Consider the following 21046-nt stretch of genomic DNA (forward strand, 5'->3'; position numbering starts at 1 on the left):
GAATCCTCGGAGGTGAACTCGAGATGAGCTGGGCCGCGACGACGATGGACGGAGACCGAGCCTGAAGCCCGGGGAATCTAACGCTGTGGGCGAATCGCAGCCAGCGACTCGACGCCCCGAAGCGGAACCCCGCGAGGGGGCGCTCGCAGGGCAGCGACGCCTGATCGCGCTCGACGCGATCCGAGGGATCGCGATCGTGCTGATGACGGTGGATCATGCGGCCGCGCTGGCTCGATTCAATGTTCTGGCGGAGCGCTATTCCGGACGATTCGAGCCGATGGCGCCCTTCCCGTGGTGGGTTCTGGGACTCGTGACCAACTTCGCTGCTCCGCTCTTCTGGTTCGCGAGCGGCGTGAGTCTCGGGCTCTTCGAGCGCGGAATGCGCGGCCGTGCCGATGCCGGGCTGAGTCTCACAAAGATCATCCTCGTTCGGGCGGGATTGCTGCTGTTGCTCGACGCGTTCGTGATCTCGCCGCTCTGGGCCCCCCTGCTTCGACTCAAGGTCTTTTACACGTTCGACATGTTGTCGAGCCTCGGACTGTCGCTCGCACTCCTGGCCGGGCTCCGGTTCCTTCCGCGCCGCGCGCTCGGCGTGCTCGGGTTGGTGCTGATCGTCGGATTCGAGGCGCTGCGTGCGGCCCTGCCCGCGGGTCTGCGGGAGGCCGGCGGATTCTGGCTGGCGGTGTGGCTCGATCACGTCGGAGGCAGCCATCCGGTGGTCTCGTTCCCGGTACTCGGCTGGCTCGGCCTGCTGCTGTTGGGGTACGCATTCGCGGTGGCCGCGCTGCGGCCCACCTGGCGATCCCCCGGTCGTTGGGTGTGGATCGGGGGCCTGTTACTCACGAGCTGGGCGGTGCTTCGTTGGTCGCGTGGCTACGGAAACCTCGACGTCCCGATCCCCGAGACCGGCTTCGTGGAATTCCTCACGATGACGAAGGGCCCGCCGAGCCTGACTTTTCTGCTCTTCAACCTCGGGCTCGCGGCGTTGGCCTACGCAGGTGTCTTGCTGTGGGAGACGCGCGGTGGCGGCCGAATCTGGAGTGCGCTGGGCGACCTCGGGCGAGCCGCCCTGTTCGTCTACCTCGTGCACCTAGTGCTCTACAAGGTGATTGCATGGGGCACGCACCGCGCGATCCACGATTACGAGGTCATCCGTTTCGTGATCACGTGGACGATCGGCATTACGGTCCTGGTCCCGCTGGCGCGCTGGTATCGCAAGCTAAAGATGAGCTACCGCAAGAGCGTATTGAAGTACTTGTAGATCATCGACTGCGTTGAACGTAGGGCGGTACCGCTGCTAGGCTCGCTGCCCTTCCGAGTGCCGGAGTGGCGAAACTGGCAGACGCGCGGGACTCAAAATCCCGTTCGGGCAACCGAGTGGGGGTTCGACCCCCCCCTCCGGCACCAACTCCTCAAATGACTTACGCCGTCGACTCGTCCTCCGCCGTTCCCCTCGTAGCACCAAACTGGGCGGGAACTGGGCGGGAGTTCGAACGAAACGCGGCTCGCCGACCGACGCCCTCGGCAAGATCCGCCTCAGAGACGATGGCGTACCGGCGGTAGATGCTTTCGGTCTTGTGGCCCGTCAACTTCATGGCGACCGAGCGCGATACCCCCGCTCGTTCCATCTCTCGAACTGCCGTCCGGCGCAGGTCGTGCACGAGTCGCGCGGGACAACCTGCCTCGCGACAGGCTCGCCGCCATGCATCGTGGAAGGTGCGAACCGGTTTCCCGCGGCGGTGAAAGACCCACGGCACCAGCCGTCCCTGCTCCTGCTCGACGACTGATGTGAGCTGCCGCTGACGCTGGAGCAACGCACAGAGATCGGGCGCTGCACCAAAGGGGAACACACGGCCTTCGTCGTTCTTGGTGGTCCCCGGCTCAAGCCGAACGATACTGGCCACGAAATCGACCTGCCGCCATTGCAGCGTTCGAACCTCACCGATCCGCCACCCGGTCAGGAACGTGAACTCCACGATCCCGCGGATGTCGTGCGGCAGACGCTTGAGGACGGCTTGGAACTGCTCCTCCTCAAAGAATCCCGAGCGCGTATTGCGCACCTTGATTCCAGGGAAGGCAGGCCGGGCCGCGACCTTGCCCGCGCGGTACGCCAGGCTGAACATTCGCTTGAGCGCCGCCAGTTCGTTTTGGATCGTCGCCGGCTTCGCTGGCGGCGTGGCCTCGAGCCGGAAGCGGATGTAGGAGCTCACCCGATCCGATGTGACCTCGATCGCACGGCAACCGCCGAAGAACGAACGCAGGTGTCGAATGGACCGAACAGCGCGATCCAGTGACTTGCGTCCATTAACTTGGTAGTCATCGACCAGCATCTGCGTCAACTCCTCGAACGTCGTGCGCTCGAATTGTGGTCCGACAAGCCGCCCCGTATCGACTTGACCGAGGCGTCGGCGCAAGAGTGCGACCGCGTCGCGTTCACGAAACGAACCTGACGACTCCCGGTGCTGCCGGCCTTGCCACCAGTACTCGATGTACCACTTCTTACTGCCTCCTCGTTGAAACACCCTGCCTTGGCCGCGAGCCATAGTTGCCTCCCTTCTTCAGCCGGACGCAGCGCGTCGGCTGAGGCTTCGGCAGTTCCCGCAGGGGTTCCCGCAGTCGGATCGTGCCTGCGAAGAGCACTCCTGACAAGAATTCATCGGTGTTGCATCCAGTGCGTCAGTCCACGCTCCGAGATGAGGAGCGTCTTCCGCGATGGACGCTTGGCGAACGTCCAGCGCCGCGCCTGTCGGTAGACCCAAGGACGCGTGCGCCTGAGTCGGACCGCCACCTCGTCGGCAGTCAGCCACGCGTCGGGTGGCGATGCTTCGTGCGCGCTGGCCGCCTCCGGTCGCGGCGTGAGTTGGCGGGCAAGCAGCCTCACCTCGATCAAGCGCAAGACCCCGAGCAGTTCCGGAATGACCTCGGCTGGGACGACCGCGCTATCGCCGGCTTGACGCCAGAGCTGACTCAGCAGGTCCTTGAGGTCGGACATCGGCCGCGGTCTGCGCTCCTCACTCATCTTCCGAAGGCCCCACTCCCGTTACGCCGAGGCCCGCTGCAACGACACGACTTGCGTCATCGTGACTCCCGTTACAGTGACGGGAGTCCGTAACGGGAGGCACGGAGCTCTCGACGAGTGATCGAATCTCGTCGGCGAGCACGCTCGCTGGCGTCCAGATTCTGCTCGGTCCGCCCCACTCCTTCGCGAGGAGGTCACGGACCTTGCCCTCCCGTGAGCGACCGGCCTCATCGAGCACGAGGACCAAGTCGAACGACGTCCAGTCGAGAAAACTCGGGCGCGCGACGCGCGCTTCGTCGAGAAGGCGAACCTTGCGCCGGAGCACTTCCAGCGACTCCGTACCGCGATCCAATTCCACCGCGAGACAGACGCGGCGCTCCTGCCCGTCCGATTCGCAGGCAAGTTCAATGAGCGCGTCAGGAACCACACCGAGGCCGACGGCAGCACCTGCACGAACCTCCCAGTCAGGCACGCATCGTGTGAGTCGCACGTCAGGAAGCAGGTGGAGGGCTGACGCGATGCTCGTCCAGAGCCGGACGATGCCGAGGTGATGCGGCCACGGCTGGCGCGGCACCGCTCGGGCGGTCGCGCCCGCGGTCCGCGTCCAGGCGATGCCGGCCGGTCCCAGCGAGTAGATATTTTCCGCAGCGCGATCGAGCACGTGCGCCTGAACGAAGCCGGCATCGAAGAGCGCCCGCAGGCGAGCGGCGAGCACGTCACGGTGCTGACCGGGAAAGAACAGGCGCCCCAGGTCGCTCGATCGAGCGATCCGAAACCGCCCGAGCGCTCGCAGAAGCGCGGCATCGCGCACGGTGAGCCGCACCTTCCCCCCGCCGCGACGACGATCGCGCGGCTGACGCTTGCGCGATCGCGCGTCTACGTCCATGGGTTCGCCACTGCCACACAGCACTTCGGGCATGGCGTCCACGCCGGCCGCGATCCACACAGACGGCATGACCGGAAGAGATACCCTTCACTCGTCCCGCGGCAGCTCGAGCACCGATACACGCCGTAAAGCGGGACACGATGGCCACGCGGACACCGCGTCGTCTCGGCGAATAGCGTCCGGGCGCGCGTAGCGAACACTCCGACGCGCCAGAGCACACGCGCGCCAAGCCAGATCGTGACCGCGACCCAACCGAGCACACGTAGCACGTCTTTGATGAAAGATCCGACCTTCCGAGCATCACCGAGGAGATTCATCGCTCATCCGAGGGCCGGGAACGGCCCCTCCTCGGGCTCGGTGTCGGTCGAGAGCGCGGTGCTGTGCGTCTGCGACTCCGACAAGCGCGCCTTCGACACGACCGCCTCGGCCCGCGGAACCGCGGCGATGCCGCGGCGGATCGCCAGCCGCGCCTCCGGCGAGAGCGACTCTCCCGCCGCGCGAAAGCGGTCGAAGTCGATTCGCGGCGCAAGCGCGAGCTGGGCCGTCTGTCCTATGTCGCGGACGGCGATGTAGCAGTGCCGCTGCGGTAGCCGAGTGAGGCAATTGATGAGCGTTCGGCGCGCGGTCTCGCCTTCCGCTTGCTGCGGTAGCAGGTGGGCGAAGGCGGCCGCATCCTCGGGGCTCGAACGAAATTGAACCTGCAGTCCGACGTTCGCCCGCAAGGCCGCAACCAAGCCTGGGTCCACCGCGCTCAGCTGTGATCGACTCTGTCCGGTCACCCAGACGGCGGCGCGCTTGAAGCGCGCGATCGCCAGTAGCCGACCGAACTGCCGCGCCTCCTCTGGCCCGAGGTTCTCCTGAATCTCCTCGGCCACGAAGAGTGCTGGCAGCGTGTCGGGCCTCACCTCGCGGCTCAGGATCGCGCGGACGACTTTGCCGAGCAGAAGTGCGCCGAAGAAGCGCGCCAACCGCTCGGCCCCCGCCGGCGGCGAGCCGGTGCTGATGACGGTGAGGCCGGGCTCGGCGAGCGCGTCACTGAAGGAGATCGAGCCCGGCGCGCACAGTGCCTGCCGCGCGCCAGGCCAGAGAAACAGCGCGTTGAGCCGTGCGCCGAGTGCTCGGAGCGACTCCTTGCTCTCCTGCTGGAATCCGACGCGAGCGTACTCGCGGAGCGACTCGTCCTCAGATTGCTGAGCGGCCCGGAGAAAATTTGCGGGGGCGGCCAGCCACTCCGAGACCTGGGTCAACGGCCACCGCTTCTCGATGCAGAGGGTCACGAGCCGCACGAGGACGTGATGCATGCGTCCACCGAGCGGCTCGGCCAAGGCCTGCTCGACCGCCGCGGCGACGCCGAACGCCTGCGCCTCGCGCGGCACGCCAGCCTCCGGGTGGGTGACGTTCAACAGCGGCACGAATTCGTGGTCGAACACGCGAACGACGCGCAAGCGCGCGAGCAGTGCTTCGCCACCTTCAACCTCGAGCACGTACGGCACGAGAAGCTCGAGCACTTGATCCGCAGTCTCGCCCTTGAAGTCGGCAACGAGCAGCGGAAATTCGCCCCGAGTGAGCAGCTGGGTGAGGACTCCGAAGAGCCAGCTGCTCTTGCCGGTTCCGGTCCCGCCGCTGATGGCCGCGTGCATCCCAAGCAGCCGCTTCGTCGGGAGACCGATCCACTGCCACCGGCCGCGGCCATCCGGCATCGTCGCGAGTACGACCTTGCCCGGTCCGGGTGATGTGGCAAGCGCTCGCATGAAAGCGCGTCGATCGCGAGCCACCGGATCGATCAATCTCGACTGCCACCGCCGAGCGAGTGACGCTTCGGGCCCGACCAGCCACCGCTGCGCGAGGCGCAAGGCCCAGTCACTCATGACTTGCCTCGTCGAAGTGGTAGCGGCGGGTCGTCGCTGGAGCGACGCCGACGTCGAAACGGCGGCGTCTCATCCGATAGTTCCCGGCCTGAGGCGCGTTGAGGCCGCCCGCCTTGGCGTCCACCGCCCGTGAGCAAGTCCCGAACAGCATCGACTGTGCGTACCGCGAGCCCGATGGCGAAGCAGACGACCGCCGCGCACGCCAAGACGGCGCCCAAGGCGACGCCAGCGTCCGTGGCAAGCGAGAGCGCGGCGCCGGCCAGGATCGGTGAAAGGGCCGTCATGCGGACCGGCCCCGGTCACTACGCGTCTCCTCCCCGAGACGCTGGCACAGCGATTGGAAGGAAGCGCGGGTCAATTCCGTCTCCCGAACAGGATGCTCAGCACCACGACCGCGCCGACGACTGCCAGCGTGGCTCCGACCGGGCCGAGATGCGACCGGTCGCAAGGCTCGGTCACCCGCTCAGTACGGACTTGCGGCACGTAGACGGTCTTGGCTGGCGGACGACGGTGATGATGGAAGTGGTGTTTTTCGATGCGAATCAATTTCTGCTCGCTCATGGCGAACTCCTTCTGGAGATCAGAACGGACGTGAGGGTGACAAGGGTGAGATCTGCCTAGCGAAAGTGTTGCGTCCCGCACCGCGGACAGATCCACCGCGGGCGACGTTGGCCAAAGCACCACCCGACGCCGGCCCGCTTGCAGTGGCAGGCGCGATGCGGGAAACGGACTCCTGCGCACATTGGCGAGTTGCTGCGCGGTCGGCGTCGGACTTGCGGGGTGCAGTTCCAGGTCATCGATGATCTCCTTTCATCTATTCAGCTACCTTAGTGATCCGGCCACGCCAAAGGGCACCGTCATTGGAGCTACCCATCGCGATTTCGGAGAGAACTTGTGTTCGCGCTTGCGCGTCCGACAGCACCACTTTGGTCAGCCTTGGCCTAATCAGATAGAGGCGCTGTTGAACGGCAACAGCTAGCGCAGCCTGCTTCATCTGCGCTGCCATTCCGAGCAGTCGAGTGACAATTGTGTGCGCAGCGGTTCTACCAATCCGTTTGCGAAGGTAGATGTCAAGCGTTGCGATCGGTTCCGCCACTAGCGTTTTCGCGTCATCGAGCCAATAGCCGAAGCCACGGTGTTCGATTGCTCCTCCGCTATATGGAAGCGCAACGCTCAGCACGGCAGCGGTCCACTTGTCGAGCTTGAGTGCCCTGCCCTCCGCGGTACGAGAAGGAACGACGATCCGTACGAACGTCCCGCGCGCAAGGTGGTGCTCCAGCCGGTCGGCATCCGACTGCGGACTAGTCCGATGCGGGGGACGTGCGCTCAACCTCGATCACCCCCTCCGAGCGTTGCAGGACGATTACGGCTGCTTCAATCTCGCGGCCTTCAACACTGGGCCACATGATCGAGACTAGCGGCCCGATTCGCCTGTCTCGGACAAACGGGTGCTCTTGATGTCTGATCGATGGTCTAGTCAGACCTTTGATTGCGCGGTATCCTCTCGACATGCTCGTAATTGCCATCGCCACCAATGACTAACGCGACTCGCGAGTCTCGAATCAGACTGGCGCTGGATTCGGCGCAAATGGCACGCCGAAAGGACTTCGTCGCCGCCATCGACGGACTCACGCTCGACGACGGCGTAGCGGCGCCGTTGGACGAAGTCTGGCTCACCGCAGAGCGCGCTCACATTCGCGGGTGCCCTAACGTCACCCTGCAACGCTTCAAGCGCTTCGAGTCGGATGAACGCATCGCTAGCGCGCCGGCGTGGCAGCGATACCTCAGCGCACATCGCCGATGCTTCGCGCACCTGCAGATGGGGCAGTACGGTCTAGTGAGCCGCAGCCTTGCCGAAGCAGAAGCCGCACTCGCCAAGTCTCCCGAGCTTCAGTTCTACCGCGCCGACCTCGATGTCTTGCACGCCTATCTCTTTGAGCTGCAAGGCGACTTCCATCGCGCCTACGCACGCATTGCGCTAGCGCATGAGTCAGCCACCTCAGATCAGAACTGGCATCGAGCCATTACCACGGCTTCCGACGCGGGTCGGATTGCGCTCATCCTGCAGGAACCCACGAAAGCACGGGACTGGTACGCGATAGCCGAGACTCTGGCCGAACGCCACGGATCCCTCTCGACTCGGTTGGCCGTGCAGGAACGGTTGGCTGCCCTCTGGAAGACCATCGGCCGACAGGCCGATGCCGCTCGCCTCTACGCATCCGTCATCGCCGGATGTTCGGACGGGTCATCGCCCGCCACGCTTGAAGCGGCTCTGACTGGCCGAGCCGATCTCTCCTTTGCGGAAGGCGACTTTGCATCTGCGGAGGCTGACTATCGCAGCGCGCTCGCCATTTGCGAGTCGCATGACATGCGTCGTCACGCGATCTATCCGCTCAAGGACCTAGCGCGACTCTGCTTGGCTCGCGATGGAGACGGCGACTCGGACGAAGCGAGGGAACTGTTCTCACGAGCCGTCGACATCGTATTTGCGTTGGAGCCTTCGCAACCACTCCACTTCATGCAACTGGCCGAAGACATTCTTCGCGAACCGCGCTTCCTCGGAGCATCGCTGTCGTCGCGAACAAAAGACGACCTCGTTGCCACGCTCTCAATGGTGCGCGAGCTCAGTCGGATCCAACCCTATCAGCAAGCGGCTCGTCGGCATGCCAATGCAGCGGCAATACGCAGGCTAATCAGCCTCCTGCAAGCCATCAGATCCCCCACCATCCGTCTGGCGTCCTGCGTGGTTCGGCCCCTAGCTCAGACAGTTGTGAGTAGTTCCGACGCGAAGGTGCGCCGGATTACCTCCGCGCAGTTGGAGGTATTGACGTACCTCCTTGCGCTTCCGCTACACAGCGCATCCTTGTTAGAGCTCGAACATGACCTCAACCTTAGGTCTCCCGAGGCGACTCAAAAGCGCGTTGATCGATTGCGCGACGCGATAGGTGACGATCTCCAGGTCGCGACGCGCGGGGCCATCTGCTACTACACTGTGCGCACGGGCCTGCCCGACTTGCGCGCGAAGTCGTGAGCGCCAGTCGTTAGCAGGACCCGCTGCGCCACAGCAGAAGCCGCTCTCGCAATGTGGCAACCAGTGCACACCCACCCCGCAGACCGTAGTAGAGGTTCGCTTGTCGCATGTTGTGGTTGATGCGCGCACGATGCTTCCCAACCGCGACGGCCTCGGCATGTATACCTACTTCCTCGTTCGGCGACTATGCCAATGGCGCACTCGCGCCACTCGCATGTCTATTATCCTAGCGCCCGATGCGCCATGGCCACGCGCGCTCAGTTCCGGGTGCAAGTCGCTGCGGGTTGTGTCCCTGCCATACGCACGTCCCGGACGATTCTTGTGGCAGCGGAATACACGAGACGAGTGGGATGCGTTCATAGGCACATTGCGGCCAGACGTGTACGTGAGCGCGGCCTTTGTGCCGACGCGCCTCGCCGTACCACAGGCGGTCGTTGTTCATGACGTATTGCCCGTACTGCATCCCCAGCTTGTGCACCCCGAGAAGACTGCATTCTTCCACGAGGCTATCCGAGATGCCGTCAATCACGCCTCGCTTGTCGTTGTCACGAGTGATTCAACACGAGCGGATCTGATGCGATTGTTTAGCTTGCCACGAGCTCGGTCGCTAACCCTATACCCAGACATCGATGGCATGATGACACGGATGGCTTGGAGACACGCGCGGCCCCCCAAGCGCCTAGCACAAATGTTGATGGTGGGCGTGAAGTGTGCGCGCAAGAATGTGACGATGGTGCTTGACGCGTTGGTGCGACTGCGAAGTGCTGGTGTGCAAGTACCTCGCACCATCTTTGTCGGCAACCTGCGCGAGGACGTCGTGCCGGTGACCACTGGGATCGCAGAGCGCGGACTCGCAGACTATGCGACCATAACGAACTATGTTTCGGATGCTGCGATGCGGCGAGTGATGTGGAGTAGCGCAGCACTTCTCTTTCCGAGCATGTATGAGGGGTTCGGGATGCCGCTTGTCGAAGCATTGGCATCGCGGACGCGAGTTCTTTGCACTAGACTGCCCACGACCATTGCCATTCTGGACAAGCTGGGCACCTACTTAGCTGCTGACGCGGGTGCACTAGCGCTCGCGATGAGGGACGCTTGCCAATCACCTCGAGGACTGCCAAGTCGATTGTGCAATGAACGACTAGCGATACTCGGCGCTCAGAACGAGCTCCAGTTCGCAACGCTTCGGAAGTGGATTGATGAGGCGCTGGGGACGCCGTGAGCGCATCGCCTGACGCCTAGAGCGCAGGTCGTTGAGTCTCGCGGGAGATTGAACGTCGCAGAGCCTCGGAGATTTCGAGGAGGTGACGCCGGTTGACGCGGTCGTGGTCAGCGATGCGGCTCGAGGCTTCGCTGAGCGATTTGGCACTTGAACAGGCCAACAATGTCCCCTTCGCGAACTGAGCCGCCTCCGAGTCCCCTCCGTAGTGGAAGAGTGAGCACGGCGTGCTCGCAGTGAGCCAGGAAGATTGGACGCTCGGACCGACTTCCTGAACCGTGCAACCTAGCCGCCTGGCCGCCCACCCAAACGCAATCTCCTCGCGCCACCGAGCCGGGATGCTCGGCCGCAATACTTCGTAGCATTGGCGCCACTCCTCCGCACATCGGGTCATTGTCGCCGGACTCAAGTAGAGAAGTGATGTATTCGGGTGTCTCCCATCGAGCATCTTCGCAAGGTCTCCTGGAGGTCCTATCACCTTGGAGTGCGCGAGGGTCTCACGCTGTGAGCTGATCCAGACAACATCGTCGTTGCAAGGCGGTAGCGATGGCGCCGAGTACGCCAGGTGATCGTAGTCCAGATACAGCATGGCATCAGTCTCGCAACTGCTGAGCCACGCTGGTGAAGTAAGCAGAAACTTGAGGCCATATGGATCATCGCTGGGCAGCTGACAGCTCACGGGCACGATGCGAGCACGCGCCGGTTGGGCTCCGACTAACGTGCTGATGCTCGCGGCTTGCTCCATCGGGCACAAGATGTCGATTGGCCCGAATAGTTCGGTCACCTGATCGATCGCAGCCAATTGATCAATCAGACAACGAAGCGCGCGACACTGGGTCCGCAATCCGCTGCAAATGGTTACTAGCCGAATCTGCATGGCGGCGATTCCCCAGGCGGCTAGATCGTCCGACGGCGGTATCAAGGCGAGTCAACAGGCAAACTCGATGACGCGCAGCCGCGCGCTCCTAGATAGACGCTTGGGCTGATCGCGCGATGCGACTGGGGCCCGCCGGTTCGGCGGGCCCCGTCGACGAGCCTAGTGCCCCGACAGCACCGCGACCTTCTTCGTCTCAACCCACCCGCCGGCCTAAATTCGACAGACGTACATGCCCGCTTCCACAGGCCGGCCACCGAACGCCTTCCGATCCCATGTCACCGTGTGCACTCCCGCCGGGAGTTCCTGATCAACTGGGATCGCCACGCGACGCCGAGCAGGTCCAACACTGGTTGGCCATCGACTGACTTGGTACCTCGGCTCAGCTCGTATCCGGATGGCGGAGATCGAGGTCGGCACAGGCCCAGTCTTGCATGACCTCCTGCGGCTTGATCCGCGCGAGCTGCTCCGAAGACCCGTTGTAGCCTTCCTGAGTCAGGTAGCGAATGCAGGCGATCCAATGCGGAAGTCTATCGGCGCCGGACAAGGCGCTCTTGGAGTGTCCAGCGAATCCGCCGAATACTCCCCTCCGCAGGCTGACGTGCCTGTTGCATTCGCCCGATGGCCTCGTCAAGAACTAGTAGTTGGCTCGAATCCACGGATACCGAGTCGAGGTCGACCATCTCCTCAAGTCCGGTGACGAGGTCAAGTCTCGCATAGTCGCTTGAATCTGTCGCGATCGCCTCCACGAGATAGGGAACTATCGAATCCCCCGAAGCTCTTAATATTTCCACCGGCGACTGAGAAGGGTGGGTGAGATTTCGCGCAAGTCGAAACAATCGCACTCGCTCCCTCATGGGCATGCGCAACGCGTAGGCGATTTGCTCTGATCTCGATTTGTGAAGATAGGCGCTATCTTCAGGGCTCGGCTTCGGATCGCAAGAGCACGATACTGACATCAAGCAGAGCGCGCCGACCACAACATACCTATTCACAGTCACCCTCCGGGCATGGGTCGCGATCGCCGTACTCCGCCCTCAATCCCTCGCGGATAACCCGCTCATAAGCCCGCGCTTCTCTTTCAAACCCAATTTGCAGATATGCCTCATCGTGACCCAATCCTGCAAGCTGCCCCTTCAGATAGTCAGTCGTGTATCGAGTCATGAACCCTATCACCCCGAAGTGTTGGAACTGCCTCGTATGTGCCACTTCGTGGCCAATCAGCGCAAGTCCTCTTGAACTAAATGGATCGTACGCTCCTGGCGCAAAATACACTGAACTACCGAGCGTGATCGCGCTCGCGCCATCAGGCGGGTGACTATTCGGGAACAATTGCACGCTACCAAGGTCGAAGCCCGGAAAGTAGGCGGCCAGAATACCCCTTGCACAATCGGGTATTGGCATTAACCCGTCAGGGTCAACGTGGTTGATCGGCTCCGAAGCGCAGTATTGCTGAAGGTTGGGACTTCCGGCCGCGAATAGCACTGGGTCTCGCCTAGTCCAGCGTCCCACTCGAGGATCGTAGTCCCGCGCCCCGAACCGCGCGAGCCCACTAGTCGCATCCCACAGCCCGCCCGCATAGCCGAAGCACTGGAATCCGGGGTTGGTGTCAGTGATCAGACGCCCATAGCCATCGTAGTCCATGCGCTCTGCGATCCAGCCACTTGTGGCGTTGACGACCAGGCGCACCGATCCCAGGTGATCAGAGACGATCCGGTAGGTAGTGTCGCCCTTGATCATGAGGTCGGGCACGTGGCTCTTGGTGGCGTACACGTAGCGGACCAATAGGCTATCCGAGCCGTTGAGTTCCGCGACCGGCTCGAGCTGGTCTTGGTACAGCCACTTGCGCGTCACCACGCCATTCCACTTGCGCGCAACCCGGCGGTTTCGGCCGTCCACCAGGTAGTTCAAGCTATCAGTGCTCTGGAATCGAATCTTGATCAGGTTGCCGAGCGGATCGTAGGTGAAGCGCGTGGTGTCGGTGCCGGTGATCGAAGTCGCGAGTTCACCCGAGGCGGTGTAAGTGTAGCGAGTGTCTTTGTAGCGGAGCTGGCGATCCTGATCGTCGTCGTTGAGCGCGCTCGCTGAATCCCCGGGGGAATTGAACTGGGAGCGATTGCCGTTGCCGTCGTAGGCGTAAAGCTCGGTTACGGTGCCGGCGGTGGATACCGATTTCAAGAACCCTGTGTCGGAGTAAGCGTAGACGTATGCCGTGGTGGTGCCGAGTACGGATTCTGAGATGCCGGTTATGCGGCCGAGGCCGTCCCGGGTGTAGGAGGCCTTCCACAGCGTGTCCGAGCCTCGTGCAAGTGCGGAGACCAACGGCTCACCAAAGCCGTTGTACGCCTCAACGGAGGCAATCGTGGAGCTGGCGAGAGTCGTGCCAGTCATGAGTCCATTGTCGGCGTCGCGGGCAATCGTGAGCGGACCGGCGCGGGTCACGAGCCCGTCATCGTCATAGCCGTAGATCATCGGACTTCCGGCATTCACGCGCTGGCTTGAGACCCGGAAGTCGCGATTAAGCGACACAGACACACTGCCTGTGACCGCCCCGCTCCAGGTCGTCACCGTGTCGGCCGGGCCGTCGTAACCGAATGCCAGGGTCACGCCATCGGGCGAAGTGACTCCCGACAGCAAGCCGCTTGCACTCGAGTAGCTTAGGTTCAGCGTCCCGCGCGGAATCGCGATCGACTCGAGGCGGCCGTTCGAGCTGCCGTAGATGAGCGTCACGTTGCTACTGTCTGGGCGTAGGATGCGAAACACCTGCTCATCGCTATTGTATAGGTACTGCGTGAGCGAAGCTGCCAGGCCAGCGGCGGGCGGGCGGTACTTATCAGTCAGATTCACTGCGGTGTAGTCGAACTCATGGGCCGGGCGCCCCGGAGGCGCAACGCTGGTGAGATTCCCGACAGCGTCGTAGTCGAATGCGATCGATCGGCCACCGGGCATGGTCTGACTCGTCAGGCGATCGGCATTGTCGTATCCGAATGTCGTCATGCGACCTAGAGTGTCGCGCAGAACCGACAGTCGGCCACTCGCATCGTAGCTGAAACGAACACCGCGGCCCGCCTGAGCGATGACGGAGTCACGTCCACGCTGGTCATACTTGAAGGTTATCGGTTCCAAACCCGGAATCGTGACCATCAGTGGGCGCCCGGCGCTATCCACCGTTGCGGTGGCGGTGCGACCCTCGGCGGAAGTCAGTGTCAGCTCGCGAGTCGAAGAGTTGAACTCGGTCGTAGCCGCTGTTCGGTCGTTTATTTCAAAGGAGCTTGAGACGGTCCCGTGTGTCGTTGGTGGGTCGAAACCGCCGCTGTACGTTCGCGAAGCCTCACTCGTGCGCGCGATGCCGCTCGGGAGCTTCTCAGTTGTGAGGCGTGGCATGGGTCTCAGCATTCCGAATCGCGGCTCGCGACCAAGGCTGTCGACCATCAGGAGTCCGCTGGGCGCCCACCGCCTGATCTTCGCGTCCGCGCTATCGCTCTGGTAGGTCAGCAGTCCGTTCGTGCCGATCACGCGATGCTGCCTGCTGCCGTCGAACAGGTCGGTCACCGAGAACTTGCTGACCCGCGCCATTCCGGTTGTGCGCGTTACCTCCCGCGTGGTGCCTGAGAATACCGTGCTGAGAGCCTGACTTCCGCCCGCCGGATCGGCCTCAGAATCAAGTCGACCGTCCTCCGCGTTGAACGAATACGTGTGCTCCCGGTCCAGCGCATCCTTCGCCTTTGTTAGGAGGCCATTTGTTCCAAAGGTCAGTGTGAAGGGTTCGCCTGCCGGATTCGTCACTGTCTTGAGGAACCCGTTCTCAAGAGTGAGGTCGGTTTCCTGCCCGAAGGGTCCCGTGATCATCGTGGGAACGCCACTTGATCGCGTAACCGTCGTCGCATCGCCGTTCATGTCGTGGATGGAACTCAACCGACCGCCTCCGTCATAGGCAAAGCGGTATCGAACGGCGCCCGTTAGCGCGTCACGCGTCCGAAGATGACGGCCATTGAGACTGAAAAAGTAGATCTCAGATCCGTCTTCACTCGTGACACTGAACTCGTCAATGCTTTCCCCGCGCTCGGAGGCACCGATTCGCCGCACTCCGCCTTGTGCGAGAAAGAGACTGCCGTCGGGCGCGCTCGCGATTCCGTACGAGACGGCCAAGTGCGCCCCAAGCGCCGGAATGCCGTCGGCAAGGTACTCCGACGCGCCCGGTCCGCCGCCCGCGATTACAGTCAGCGTTCCATCCGGATCCAGTCGGTGTACTCGCTTGATGAGGGTCGGGTTGTCGGGGCCGGAGGCGATGTAGACCGCACCGTCCGGAGCCGCTACTAGGTCGTAGGGCCAAAACGACGAAGTCACATTGTCTAGTAGCGTGACCATGGAGCCGTCGGGCGCAACCTTGCGCACTCGGAGACTTCCCGCCTCCGCGATGAACAGATTGCCCGCTGCATCGCACGCCAATCCACTGGGGGCGCCAATCGCGGTGGAGTCCGCTCGGCCGCTGGTTGCGGTGCTTGCCTCAACGCCGGTGCCTGCATATCTGTCGATGTACCCGTCGGGCCCGATCCTCCGAACGGAGTAAGTCTCGCGGTCGCCCACAAAGATGCTGCCATCTGGCCCGATCGCGATGGCGCTCGGCACGCTGAACCCGCATGTGTCGGCTCGCCCTCCATCGCCATAGTTCACACCCGCGTGGCGTGTACCATCGCCAGCGATGCTGCGCACATAGCCGTCTGTCCCAATGCGTATCACTCGCTGGCAGTTGTTGGAAGCCTCGGTGTCCATAACAAAATAGACACTGCCGTCCCGCGCAACCGTCAATTGACGCGCGCCGGTCAAATACGTATCGGTGCCGAGCACGCCGTCGCTGTATGAGCCCGACGTTGACTTGCCAGCGATAATGGCAATGAACACACCCTTGCTGGACCACTTCACGATCGCGTTGCCGGACGACGTGTAGATTGCCCCGTCTGGGCCAATGGCGACATCATTGGCGTTGATGGACGTCCCCGGAATGACCGTAGTAATGACGGGGTAGGTGCGCTCGCCAAGATCCACACGACCATCGCCATAGTAGAGAGTGCCGCGACCAGTGACGTCATAGAAGTGATGCGGACTGATCGTCCATCCGCCGAGCCCCGCCGAACCCGCTCCTGGGGCCCCCAGACTCACTCGTCGCCTGCTCCAGCTTATCCACCGCTCTGAGCGATCGCCGCTTGCGAGCCCCAAGAACGCACCCCGAGCCCCCGCCGCATTGAACGACGGCCCGCCTCGACCACCAGCGCCGGCGCGCCAGTTTGGAGCAGATCGATACCCGACAGCGACGAGTGCTTCGATTGCGCCCTGCACTAGGCGACCAAATACGTCGCGTCCGTCCCATTTGATTTCAGCGATCTTGTTTTTCAGGGTTGACGCATTGCCGGTGAAGCTCTGCTCGAGGCGCTGGCCGGCGACTTCAAGACGCGTGATGATTTGCGAGACATTCGGAGGCACCGAGTCGCCACTGACCTGAATTCTGAGCGTCCTCATGGCGACGTCGCCGGGCATGCGAAAGCTACGATAGTGCAAGCTGTACGGCGTGCCGACGATCGGTACCTCCTCACCTAGAACGCGGTTCTCAACTTCGATGACACACCCATGGCACAGGCTCGGATTCTCAGCAAGCTCCATGGGTTGTCCCGCCCGGCCGGCGGCAAAGGACTGTTGCGCGGCGGCCTGATCGACGTTCACATTGTCATCGGGCGTGCTGAAGTGATCGTGCACAGCTCGCCAGAGCGTGTCGCCGACGGCGAATTCCTGGGCGAGCACGATCAGTTCGTCGGCGCTGATTCCAAGCGAATCAAGTCTACCGGATCCGTCGGCCAGGCCGTTTCCGTCGCTATCGATCGTCGCGCTGCCACCTGATGTCGAGAGAATCGCCAAGACATAAGCATCCTTGCCCGCCTTCCACTGGCCTGACCAAGGGTCGTATGTCCCGACTGGGACTGCTGTACCGACAGGGAAGTGCAGAAAATTGCGGACATATCGGCTCACTGGCTTTGAAAAGACCACGCCTGGCTCGGGTTCGCCAGGGATCCACAAGGTGTCGGACTCATCGAGGCGAAGGTCGACGCAATACGTGTAGGCCGTCGTCGGGGGAAGTGCGCCTGGCATGGCGTTCTCCCCGTCCGCGCCGACCGTGTATTCCGTGATCCGCACTCCGACCTTGGTATTACTCAGCGTGACCGTATCGCCCGGAGCTCGGCCAATCTTGACCGTGGTCCCGGCCTGAAAGAACAAGCGCACGTTGCGATCGCCATTCGCGTCCGTCTTGAAGCGACTGCGAACCATCTGGTTGAGAGCGAGATTCACCTCTGATCGGACGGCAGTGCGACCGATGAGCGCCACTGTGTCGAGAATGGCGTACTCATTCCATCCAGGCGTCACGGAGCGCTGACTCTCGAGATGGCCATCGCGGTTGAACCGAACGGTGAGTTGCCCACCACCGTTCACAAGCATGTCGAAGCGGCCATTCCCGCGTGTCTTCGTCATCCCATATTCAGGGTGACCGAGGATGCGAACGTTTACGTTTGCGAGTGGCCCGAAGTCGCGACTCTTTACGTAACCGTGCAGGACCGCCATCCTTTCAGGATCGAGGACGGTCGTATCGATGTCGGTCTGGAGCGGAGGCGAGGCGGCGTAGAGGAATCGCACCTGATCCTTGAAGGAACTGACGATGGTGGGGTCGAGCGCCGAAGGAGCGACCCCCATGGTATCCGCCTCAACCGTGAGTTTGCGGAAGACCATCCACGTAAGTTGGGTCTTGTTGCCCGCGGCGTCTCGTGCGCGGATCGTGATGCGGTTCGAACCGAGGTCGAGCAGCACCGTATCGGCGAATGATCCACCAAACCCGGTGCCGACTGTGTCGTCCTCGATCGTGACGACGGTTCTCGTTGTGTCTGGCCCCCACGTACCCGAAACGGGGAAAAGCGAATCGGTGACCGTTTGCGCGGTCGGAAACGGGCTCGCAACCGTAAGCGCGGGCGCCTGAGTATCGCGCCACACAGTTCGAGTCGTCGCAGTCGACAAACTCGCGCTGTTCAACGTCGTGATCGTCAGTGGGTACTTGCCATCGCTCGCCATCGGGACGATGTCAGTCAACGTGTCCGGGGCTACGAACGCCGGGCGACTGTTGACTCTCATGGTTCCATACGTCTCATCCGTTACGACCGCAGAGACTTCGATCTGCGAAGCGGTCGTCACCAACGAGTCGACAGGCCCGAGCCACGTCACGATCGGAGCGGTGTTATCCGTTACGCGGAACCGCACGCTGTCGAGATAAGTGCCGGAACCGCTCTGGTTGTAGAAGTCGATCCGATTGGTGTCAGCGAGCGTCACCGTCTTAGTCACGGTCGCTACGCCCGTGCCCAAGTCCGCGGCCGACATCACCTGCGTGCCGTTGATTGACAGCGTCGCATTGCTCACGCGGTTCGAGCCGTCGGGACCACCGTTGTATAGCCGCACTTGGTAGGGCGATGTGCCGGTGGCGAGGTTGAACGTGTCGAGCTGGTGCACCGACGAACCCGGCTTGGTGTAGCGCTTGGGTCCAAACACCACGTAGGTCGGATCGTTGACTCGCACGATCCGGAAGTGGACGAATGTGCCACTCGTGCCTTTGAGCATGACCGTGATCGTGTTCTCACCCGTGACCGGCTCGAAGATACGGGTGATGCTCGGGGTGCTGGTACCGCACTCACTTGAGCCCACGAACTCGCGCCCTTGAATGTCGACGATCACCTGGCTCACCCGGTTGGTGCCGTTGGTGTTGCCGTTGGTGAAGTCGATCAGGTACCGATGACCACGGATTGAGTCAGGGGTGAACGCATCCTCGAACACCGTCCAGGTCGAGGACCCGCCAGTCTTGGTGTACTTGGTGACCGCGAACACCACCACGGTGTCGAGCGACAGAATGCTCTGGAGTTCGGGGTGACGATCGCCGGACTGACCGTTGCTTGGCAGTTCGGCCTTGGGGGTTTCGTGCGGGGCCTGGCGCCCCGCAGCGCCGCGTAGCACATCGAGCACGCTCCGCTTTGCGGCGTCAGCGCCGAGTGGCGCGCCACCATTGCCCGCGAGCCCCATGAGCACCAGAGCAGCCAGTAGCGCCGAAGCAGCAACCCGGCGAACGACTCGCGGCGACTGTCGTGGCGGAGGAATTCGCATTGGCACGTCGTGATCGGTTGTCGTGGACTCGGGTTCCTTGCTCATCGGACCAGCACCACTTTGCGAGAGAGGGTGCGTGAGCCCTGGGTAAGTCTCACGAAGTAGACACCGGTGCGCGTGCCACTGGCCGGGCGGATCTCGGCCGAGCGCTGCCCCGGGAGGTACTCGGCCAGCGTCCGGCTTGCCACCCGTCGGCCGGCCACATCAATCAGTTCGAGGCGAGGCGCAGGGCCGCGAGGCAAGGCGAACTCGATCCGAATCACGTCCGATCCGGGTGGACTCCAAGCGCGTTGAAGTGCCAGTTCAAGCGGCGTGACCGGCACCTGCACGCGAATCGGCGTGAGGAACCGCTCCTCCTCGCCGATTGAGACCGACAGGCTGTAGCCGACCTCTCGACCTTCGGGTGCTTGCGCATCCTCCATCGCAATCTGACCACGGCCGTCGGGGATGAGCGTTGCGAGTTCTCGCAGTTCGCCCCCCTCTTCGATCCGGTAGGCGCGATAGGTCGCTGGGGTCTTGCGGTCAACGCTCCAGGTGAAGCGCACCCGACCGGGATCGATCGAAGTCTCGATCAACTGGGGCCGTATGACGCTTTGACCGGCGAGCAACAGCGAACCGCCGGCGGGCTGGTTCGCGGTATCGACCCAGGTGACGATCGCGCCGCCATTTCCATCGGGCGCGAGAGCCGGAGCAAACTGTTCGCCTGAGGCCACGCACACCGCGAACCCCTGCTCGGGCCAGCTAGCATGACGACTTCCCGCGGCCGCCACTCGTTGGGCAAAGATGTCGCCGTCGTCGTCGAGTCGGCGGTCAACCCAGGCGACTGTGGCACCACCGTCGCCGTCGGCAAGGATTGCTGGCGCGTCGAAGCCGACGGGGCCCGCACAGAGCGCCGCCCCGTTGGCTGGCCAGCCAGGCGCTACGGCCGCGCCTGCAATCAGCCGCACGAGACGAACGGATTCGTTACCAGCGCCACGCTCGCTCCACCCAATGAGCGCGCCCGCGCCGTCAGCGAGCATCGTCGGCGGGCCAACCATTGTGCCAGTGGCGAGCAATCGTGGGCTCTCAAGCGCGTGCAGCGGTGGCTGACTCACATTCACCGTCGCGGCCAGCAGTCGTGCCGCTTCAAGACTTTCCTCACGCCACACGAGCAACAGCTCATCGTTGGCGAGTCGAAGCGTCCTGAGGAGGGTCACTTGGAACTCAGGTGCGCCAACCACTAGTTCTGCACCCTCGGCTGGCCAAGCCCCATCGCGCGTGCCACTGGCCGAAACGCGCTGTGCCCGCACTCCGAGCCGGCGTCCAGAGCGTTCGAGCCACACGAGCACCGCTCCGCCCGTGCCGTCCGACATGATCTGCGGATGTGCCTGCTCCGACCCACTCTCCGAAACGCGCAAGCCACCCGCGGGCCACTCCTGAGTCAGGGTTCCGGCGCCAGTCAGCCGAGTGACGTAGATGGCGCTCGTTTGCGCCCCGCGATGCTCCTGCCAAGCGACGAACACCCCGCCCGCTCCATCGCTGCACAGAGACGGATACTCACGCGCGCCAGCGAAGTCTGCGACTGAAGTCGCGTCGATGCTCCAGCCCTCGGCGACGGATCCGCCACTCGTCAGGCGCTGGACGAGGACGTCGGGCTCGCTTCGGCGCGAGGCCGTCCATGCCACGAAGATGCCGCCGTTGCCATCGGACACGGCGTGACGCGCAAGGCCATGTGGGGAGCCCGTGCAGTCCCGCGTCGAGTCCGGCACCCAGGCGGAGTCGAGCATCGCCGAGCCGAGGATCCGCTGAGCACGCACTTCGAACGGTGTGCCGGTGCGTAGATCGGTGCAGTTGGCGGGCTTGCCGCGACTACTCGTATCGCCCGGCGCGAGCACACTTCGGTCTGGAAGGCTCGGCTGGGAGTTGCGCGGCTGGCTGGACGAGTTCGCGGGAATTGCCGCGAACAGCTGCAATGCGAGCGCG

The 21046-nt window shown here is 63.1% G+C and carries 11 protein-coding genes and 1 tRNA gene; 5 read left to right on the plus strand and 7 right to left on the minus strand.

Features of this window, described 5'->3' with window-relative positions:
* Positions 1–85: 85 nt before the first annotated feature.
* On the plus strand, positions 86–1261 hold the full coding sequence (locus tag HOP12_07455) for a DUF1624 domain-containing protein (protein ID NOT33990.1): 1176 nt from the start codon (positions 86–88) through the stop codon (positions 1259–1261).
* Between the two features lie 59 nt (positions 1262–1320).
* Positions 1321–1407, plus strand: a tRNA-Leu gene (locus HOP12_07460).
* Between the two features lie 14 nt (positions 1408–1421).
* Here HOP12_07460 and HOP12_07465 read toward each other — a convergent pair.
* The 4 genes from HOP12_07465 to HOP12_07480 form a co-directional block, all read right to left on the minus strand.
* The gene (locus HOP12_07465) at positions 1422–2543 is read right to left on the minus strand and encodes a site-specific integrase (GenBank protein NOT33991.1); all 1122 of its coding nucleotides are present in this window, start codon (positions 2541–2543) and stop codon (positions 1422–1424) included.
* A 110-nt stretch (positions 2544–2653) separates the two neighbouring features.
* Positions 2654–2992: a hypothetical protein gene (locus HOP12_07470; GenBank protein ID NOT33992.1), complete on the minus strand. Its 339-nt coding sequence runs from the start codon at positions 2990–2992 to the stop codon at positions 2654–2656.
* A gap of 19 nt (positions 2993–3011) precedes the next feature.
* Positions 3012–3974, minus strand: a complete 963-nt coding sequence (locus tag HOP12_07475; GenBank protein ID NOT33993.1) for a hypothetical protein — start codon at positions 3972–3974, stop codon at positions 3012–3014.
* Positions 3975–4225: 251 nt separating this feature from the next.
* Complete coding sequence (locus tag HOP12_07480; GenBank protein ID NOT33994.1) at positions 4226–5281, minus strand: hypothetical protein; 1056 nt, start codon at positions 5279–5281, stop codon at positions 4226–4228.
* On the opposite strand from HOP12_07480, the gene HOP12_07485 reads away from it, so the two are divergent.
* Complete coding sequence (locus HOP12_07485) at positions 5201–5638, plus strand: hypothetical protein (protein NOT33995.1); 438 nt, start codon at positions 5201–5203, stop codon at positions 5636–5638. The two genes, HOP12_07480 and HOP12_07485, sit on opposite strands and share 81 nt — an antisense overlap.
* A gap of 489 nt (positions 5639–6127) precedes the next feature.
* Here HOP12_07485 and HOP12_07490 read toward each other — a convergent pair whose 3' ends face one another.
* On the minus strand, positions 6128–6334 hold the full coding sequence (locus HOP12_07490; GenBank protein NOT33996.1) for a hypothetical protein: 207 nt from the start codon (positions 6332–6334) through the stop codon (positions 6128–6130).
* A gap of 1027 nt (positions 6335–7361) precedes the next feature.
* Here HOP12_07490 and HOP12_07495 point away from each other — a divergent pair.
* Positions 7362–8804, plus strand: a complete 1443-nt coding sequence (locus tag HOP12_07495; GenBank protein ID NOT33997.1) for a hypothetical protein — start codon at positions 7362–7364, stop codon at positions 8802–8804.
* 688 nt (positions 8805–9492) lie between these two features.
* Positions 9493–10026 carry a glycosyltransferase gene (locus HOP12_07500; protein NOT33998.1) on the plus strand — a complete coding sequence of 178 codons (534 nt, stop codon included), beginning with the start codon at positions 9493–9495 and terminating at the stop codon, positions 10024–10026.
* Between the two features lie 1858 nt (positions 10027–11884).
* Here the strand turns inward: HOP12_07500 and HOP12_07505 are convergent.
* Positions 11885–19129, minus strand: a complete 7245-nt coding sequence (locus tag HOP12_07505; GenBank protein NOT33999.1) for a DUF4157 domain-containing protein — start codon at positions 19127–19129, stop codon at positions 11885–11887.
* Positions 19126–20304 (minus strand): T9SS type A sorting domain-containing protein, encoded by a 1179-nt coding sequence (locus HOP12_07510; protein NOT34000.1) that lies wholly within the window; start codon positions 20302–20304, stop codon positions 19126–19128. The genes HOP12_07505 and HOP12_07510 overlap by 4 nt, the downstream gene beginning before the upstream one ends.
* Between the last annotated feature and the right edge of the window lie 742 nt (positions 20305–21046).

The sequence above is a fragment of the Candidatus Eisenbacteria bacterium genome (assembly GCA_013140805.1).
In the GTDB taxonomy this organism is placed as follows: Bacteria; Eisenbacteria; RBG-16-71-46; order RBG-16-71-46; family RBG-16-71-46; genus JABFRW01.